The sequence below is a fragment of the Streptomyces sp. NPDC030165 genome, assembly GCF_055573595.1.
Map to the genome: position 1 here is coordinate 1 of NZ_JBVIBD010000062.1, position 6667 is coordinate 6667.

At 73.6% G+C, this 6667-nt stretch carries 5 protein-coding genes; 4 read left to right on the forward strand and 1 reads right to left on the reverse strand.

The annotated features are described in order from the left end of the window. Nucleotides 1-595 precede the first annotated feature (595 nt). Entirely contained in the window at nt 596-1792 is a 1197-nt protein-coding gene (locus ACZ4Z1_RS42190; protein WP_468492027.1) for a serine hydrolase domain-containing protein, read from the reverse strand. Between the two features lie 105 nt (nt 1793-1897). Here ACZ4Z1_RS42190 and ACZ4Z1_RS42195 point away from each other — a divergent pair, with 105 nt between their 5' ends. The 4 genes from ACZ4Z1_RS42195 (at nt 1898) to ACZ4Z1_RS42210 (ending at nt 6549) form a co-directional block, all read left to right on the forward strand. Further along, the gene (locus ACZ4Z1_RS42195) at nt 1898-3430 is read left to right on the forward strand and encodes an SDR family oxidoreductase (RefSeq protein ID WP_468492031.1); all 1533 of its coding nucleotides are present in this window, start codon (nt 1898-1900) and stop codon (nt 3428-3430) included. 165 nt (nt 3431-3595) lie between these two features. Next, complete coding sequence (locus ACZ4Z1_RS42200) at nt 3596-4264, forward strand: DNRLRE domain-containing protein (RefSeq protein ID WP_468492028.1); 669 nt, start codon at nt 3596-3598, stop codon at nt 4262-4264. Nucleotides 4265-4423: 159 nt separating this feature from the next. Next, on the forward strand, nt 4424-5704 hold the full coding sequence (locus ACZ4Z1_RS42205; protein ID WP_468492029.1) for a VWA domain-containing protein: 1281 nt from the start codon (nt 4424-4426) through the stop codon (nt 5702-5704). After that, nucleotides 5704-6549, forward strand: a complete 846-nt coding sequence (locus ACZ4Z1_RS42210; protein ID WP_468492030.1) for a hypothetical protein — start codon at nt 5704-5706, stop codon at nt 6547-6549. The genes ACZ4Z1_RS42205 and ACZ4Z1_RS42210 overlap by 1 nt, the downstream gene beginning before the upstream one ends. The last annotated feature ends 118 nt before the right edge of the window (nt 6550-6667 follow it).

A 6667-nucleotide genomic window follows, 5' to 3' on the forward strand; every position in this document is an offset into this window, starting at 1 on the left:
GCTTTTCCGACTCTATCAGATCCTCGCGGTCCTGATTTCCGCCGGTGCGTTTCGGCCTTTCGGCTTCTGCGCGGTTCCAACCTTACCAGATCCGTCCGGCGTTTCCGCTTTCCGTATCCGGCCCCTGCTGGAGCGGGTTTGTTCGCGCCTTCCGGCGTGATCACTACTTTAGCGGTTTTCCCCGATGGTTCATAATCGAGCCGCTGGTCCGAATTTCGGCATACCGAAATTCATCCCGTGGGGAGGCCGTGCTGTGGTGATGGTGCCGCCGGTGTGGCGTGAGGGCTGCCGTGGCGCCTGTCGGCCCCGTGGCAACCCGGAGAACACTACACGACGGGCAGGAGGGCCTGAAGGCACCCCCGGTGCCAGGATGTGGGGGCGCGCGAGACGTCCAGTGCGAGAGGCCGGATGTCGGAGCGGGGGGTGGTGCTGCTCGGGTGCCGATCGCGTGTGAAATCGACGCCACCGCGGTCAACTGTTCACAGTGGAGTTCGGCCCCGGTTTTCCCGCATGGCCCGGTCCGCACCATTCCGTGTCGCGGCCGAACCTGCGGGTGGCAACGGGGACCGGCGGTCCCCCGCTTTCCCGACTCAGGTCATTGGCGCTTCCTGTCGCACAGGGCGCGGTCCACGAGGCCCCGCAGGGCGTTCAGCTGCCGAACGGCGGTGTCCCGGTCGGCCGGGCGGCTGTGGAGGGAGACGGTGACGGCGCGGCGGCCGTCGGGGGTGGTGGCCGGTTCGACGATGTAGCCGATGCCGCTGCCACCGTGGCCCCAGTACCTGCCGCCGCAGGAGAGCGGAGTGCTGAAGAGGCCGAGGCCGGCGCGGGTTCCGGGGGCCTCGCCGGGCTGGTCGGGTGCGGGGACGGTGCGGCGCATCTCGGCCTGCTGGGCGGGGGCCAGGAGGCGGCCGGTGTTCAGGGCGGTGAAGAACCGGTCGAGGTCGGCGGCGGTGCTGATCATCGCGCCGTCGGCGCCGGTGTCGAAGGGCAGGTACGGCGCGGTGGTGTCGGTGTACGGGCCGTCCGGCGCGAACTGCTGGTACTCGGTGGCGTGCGGGTGCGGGAAGTGCGGGCGTCCCTCGGGGGTGGTGGTGTGTCGCAGGCCGAGCGGGCGCAGGATGCGGGCGCCTACCTCGTGCTGCCAGGTGTGGCCGGTGGCGGCGCGCACGATCATGCCGGTCAGGAGGTAGTTGGTGTTGGAGTACGCGTGGCGGGCGCCGGGGCGGAACACGGGCCGGTGGCGCAGGGCGAGAGCGACCTGCTGCTCGGGGGTGTGGAAGCGGTCGCGGTTCGCCTCGAACGCACGGCGGTCGCGCGGGGCCAGGTCGGCGACGTAGTCGGGCAGCCCGCTGGTGTGGCCGAGGAGGTGGCGCAGGGTGACGGAGCGGCCGTCGTTGCCGTTTCCGGTGACGGTGCCGGGCAGCCACTTCTCCACCGTGTCGTCGAGCCGGAGCCGTCCCTCGCCGACGAGCTGGAGGGCGACGGTGGCGACGAAGGTCTTGGTGACGCTGCCGATGCGGAGGTGCCCGGCGCGCGGTACCGGCCGTCCGGTGTCCAGGTCGCCGGTGCCGCTGGTGGCCGTACGGACGCCCTCGGGAGTGCGCAGGCGTACGGCGACGCCGGTGACGCCGGCGTCGCGGAGGGCGTCGGTGTCGCGCTGGAGGCGGTCGGCGGGGTGCGGTCCGGCGGCCACGGCCGGGCCCGGCGGCGCGGTGAGGAGCGCGCCGAGGGCGGCCAGCGCGACGATGCCGGCAGTGCGGGGACGGCGGTGCGGTCGCGGGTGGCGTTCCATGGGGCGATGGTGGCCGGTCGCCGCGGGCTCGGCCCATCCGGCAGGCCCCCGTTCCGGTGGTGGGGGAAGCCGCAGCCCGCGGGCGTGGAAGACCCGGGTACCGGTATGGGACAGGACGGCTACGGGAGGCGCGGCGTGGAACGGTGTCTGGTGACCGGGGCGACCGGGTACATCGGCGGGCGGCTGGTACCGGAGCTGCTCGCCGCGGGGTATGCGGTGCGGTGCCTGGCGCGTACGCCGGGCAAGCTGCGGGACCACCCCTGGTCGGGGCAGGTGGAGACGGTACGGGGCGATGTCACGGACGCGGAGTCGCTCGGTGAGGCGCTGGAGGGCGTCGGGGTCGCTTACTACCTGGTGCACGCGCTGGGCTCGGGCGGGGATTTCGAGGACACCGACCGCCGGGCGGCCCGTACCTTCGCCGAGTGCGCGCGGCAGGCGGGCGTACGGCGGATCGTCTACCTGGGCGGCCCGGTGCCGGAGGGTGTCGACCGGGACAGGCTCTCGCCGCACCTGCGGTCGCGGGACGAGGTGGGCCGCATCCTGCTGGCGTCCGGGGTGCCGACCGCGGTGCTGCGGGCCGCGGTGATCATGGGGTCGGGTTCGGCGTCCTTCGAGATGCTGCGGTATCTGACCGAGCGGCTGCCGGTCATGGTGACGCCGAGCTGGGTGCGTACCCGTATCCAGCCGCTGGCGGTACGGGACGTACTGCACTACCTGGTGGGGTGCGCCGCGCTGCCCGAGTCGGTGAACCGGGGTTTCGACGTCGGCGGGCCGGATGTACTGACCTACCGGCAGATGATGCAGCGCTACGCGCGGGTCGCGGCGCTCCCCCGCCGGCTGATCGTGCCGGTGCCGGTGCTCACGCCGGGGCTCTCCAGCCACTGGGTGGGGCTGGTGACGCCCGTACCGGCGGGCATCGCGCGGCCGCTGGCGGAGTCGCTGCGTCATGAGGCGGTGGCCGGGGAGCACGACATCGCGCGGTATGTGCCGGACCCGCCCGGCGGGCTGACCGGCTTCGACCGTGCGGTGGAGCTGGCGCTGCGGCGCGTACGGGAGGCGCGGGTCGCCACCCGCTGGTCGTCGGCGGCGGTGCCCGGCGCTCCCAGCGACCCGCTGCCGACCGACCCGGACTGGGCGGGCGGCAGTCTCTACACCGATCGCAGGGCCCGCGTGGTGGATGCCTCGCCCGGGGCGCTGTGGGACGTCATCGAGGGCATCGGCGGCGAGAACGGCTGGTATTCCTTCCCGCTCGCCTGGGCGCTGCGGGGGTGGCTGGACCGGCTGGCGGGCGGTGTCGGGCTGCGCCGGGGGCGGCGGGACGCGCAGCGGCTGCGCGCGGGTGACTCGCTGGACTTCTGGCGGGTCGAGGAGATCGAGCGGGGGCGGCTGCTGCGGCTGCGTGCGGAGATGCGGCTGCCGGGGCTCGCCTGGCTGGAGCTGATGGCCGGCCGGGACGCGGCGGGCCGTACGGTCTACCGGCAGCGGGCGGTCTTCCATCCGCACGGGCTGGCGGGGCACGTGTACTGGTGGAGTGTCGCGCCGTTCCACGCGGTGGTGTTCGGCGGGATGGCGCGCAACATCGCCGCGGCGGCGCGGGAGCGGGACGGACAGGGCGCGGCGGAGGGGGTGCGGTGGTGAAGCGGTGACACGCCCGGCCGCCGTCACCCTGCGTGCGCGGCATGCCGTCGAACAGGTGATTACCGGCCGGTCGGTGTGCTCAGTCGGACGCACGCAGGACGCGACACGCGGCCCGCGTGGAAGGGCTTGGGTAGTTCAGGCACTCCCGGCAATGGAGGCAACATCATGCCCGCACCCCGTTCGCGTACCGGCTGGCGACGATCCGGCCCGTTGTATCCCCTGCTCGCCTGCGGCATCGTCGGTGGCCTCGCCGCCCCGGCGGCCCTGGCCTCGGACCCCGGCGACCAGGAGACGAAGTCCCGGCAGAGCGAAGCCCGCCCGACCGACCCGCGTGCCCCGAGGGGCGGTGTGGGCCTGTGGACCAGCGTCAACAAGAAGTACCCCAACGCGTCCTACTGGGCCAAGACGGGCAAGACCGCGCGCGTCGGCCACGAGAACGAGACGGGCGGCACCTGGCGCACGTTCATCACGATGAACACCCGGGACCTGTGGGACAAGAGGTTCAGCAGGGCCACGTTCCGCATCAAGAACGATTACTCCTGGTCGTGCGCCAAGCGGCCCGTCCAGCTGTGGGACACCGGCCGCGCCTACCAGAGCACGACGTGGAACAAGCAGCCCAAGTGGTACAAGCTGCTGGACACGGTCACCGACGCCAAGGGCCACAACCGGCACTGCCCGGCCGGCGAGCTGTACTTCGACGTGACCCAGGTCGCCAAGCAGGCCGCGAAGAACCACTGGCCGACCATGACCCTCGGACTGCGGGCGGCGAACGAGAACGACACGTACGCCTGGAAGAAGTTCGACGCGACCACCTCCACGCTCCTCACGAGGTAGCGCCGGCACCGCGCCACCGCTCCCCCGGCCGCCCCGCCGAACTCGTGTCCGGCCGGGGCGGCCGGTCGCCGTGCGGGACGGACCCACCTGCCGCACCATCAGGGCACCCCTCTCCCGCCCGTTTTGATCACCGAGCCCGATCCTCACTACGATCCGGCGATGATCACAAGAAAACGGCTGGCGGCCGGGGTGTGCGGCCTGCTCGCCACCCTGGCCGTGGGGCTGCTGCCCACCTCCGCCGCAGCCGCCGGCGAACCGGACGCGAAGAAGCCCTCCCCCAAGGTCGAGCTGGTGCTCGACGTCAGCGGCTCGATGCGGGCGCGGGACATCGACGGGCAGAGCCGGATGTCGGCGGCGAAGCAGGCGTTCAACGAGGTGCTGGACGCGGTGCCGGGTGAGGTCCGGCTCGGCATACGTACCCTCGGCGCGAACTATCCGGGCCCGGACCGGCAGACCGGCTGCAAGGACACCAGGCAGCTCTACCCGGTCGGGCCGCTCGACCGGACCGAGGCGAAGACCGCGGTGGCGACGCTCGCCCCCACCGGCTGGACGCCGATCGGCCCGGCCCTGCTGGGCGCGGCCGACGACCTCAAGGGCGGCGACGCGACCCGCCGGATCGTGCTGATCACGGACGGCGAGGACACCTGCGCGCCGCTCGACCCGTGCGAGGTGGCGCGGGACATCGCCGCCAAGGGCATCCACCTGACCGTGGACACGCTCGGGCTGCTGCCGGACGCCAAGACCCGCAAGCAGCTCAGCTGCATCGCGGAGGCCACCGGCGGCACGTACACCTCCGTCCAGCACACCAGCGAACTGCGGGACCGCGTGCACCAGTTGGTGGACCGTGCGGCCGATCCGGTGGTGACGCCGGTGGCGACGCAGGGCGCGGACCGGTGTGCCGCGGCCCCGGTGCTCAAGCCGGGCCTGTACACCGACCGGGAGAAGTTCGCCGAGCACCGCTGGTACCGGGTGGACGTACGGCCCGGCCAGGAGCTGCGCGCGTCGGCGAGCATCGGCGCGGACCGTGCCGTCAACAACGACTACGGCATCCTGCTGCGCGCCTCGACCGTGCACGGCCGGGAGATCGTACGCGGCTCGGAGGCCGGCGACGGGCGCACCGACGTCATCTCGTCGGGACTGCGCTACCCGAAGGCGCCGCTGAAGAACGCCGACGGTGCCGCGAAGGACGCGCCGGAGACGGTCTGCCTCCAGCTCAGCAACTCCTTCGCGGCGCCCGCCTCGGTCAAGACCGAGCCGGGGCTGCCGGTCGAGCTGGCCATCGACGTCGTGGACGGCCCGTCCGACGCCTCGGACACCGCGTCCTTCGGTCTGGGCCGCGGCTGGTGGTTCCTGGGTGCGCTGGCGCTCGCCGGTCTGGTGGCCGGTCTGCTGTGGGGCCGGCTGTCGCGCTGGCGTGTCGCCGTCTGGAGGACCAACTGATGCGTACCCGTACGTTTGTGACCACCGCGCTGTTTGCGGGTGCCGCGCTCTTCGGTACGGCCGGTGCGGCGGTGGCGGACAGCCCGTCGCCGTCCGCGAGCGGCAGCGCCGGGGGGCCGACGGAGGCGGGTACGTCGTTCCGTACGGCGACGCCGGTCGAGCCGGGGCAGCGGGCGACGGCCGGAGCGTCGACCGGTGACTACTTGTACTGGGCGGTGCCGGTGGACACCGGGCAGCGCGCCACCATGAAGGCGAAGGTGACGCTGCCCAAGACGGCCCGGCATGGTGCCGCGACCTGGCAGCTCGACGTGTACGACGGGCTGCGGCGCCGTCAGGCGTGCACGTACGGCGCGCAGAGCCGGGCGGCGGCAGCGGACGCGGCTTCGGTGGACGTGTCCTGCACGCTGCGGACGGTCCGTTCCTGGGCCGAGCAGTCGTCGAACGATCCGCTGCCGGGCACGTACTACGTGCGTCTGACGGTCACCGACCTGCCGCAGGAGGACCTGGGGCTTCCGGTGCACGCCGAGTTCGAGCCCACGGTGGCCGAGGCGGGTGGCGCGTACGCCGTGGACGGCAAGCTGGCGGCGCCGCTGGTGCCGGGGGCGGCCACCGCGAGCCCGGAGGGCGGGCAGAGCGCTTCGCCGGAGCCGTCGGCATCTTCGTCGGCGTCGGGCAAGCGGTCCGTCGCCGCGTCCGAGCCGGAGGGCGGCTGGTCCTCCGGCCGGTGGTCCGACCGGTGGGTGTGGACGGCAGTGGGCGGTCTGCTGGCTGCGCTCGCCGGGATCGCCGGGTACGCCATGACGCGCGGCAGCGGCCGCCCGTCGCGGGTGCCGCCGGGCGCCTGACGCGCCACGGGGCACAGGGCAGCGGGGGGGGGGGGGGGGGGGGGGGGGGGGGGGGGGGGGGGGGGGGGGGGGGGGGGGGGGGGGGGGGGGGGGGGGGGGGGGGGGGGGGGGGGGGGGG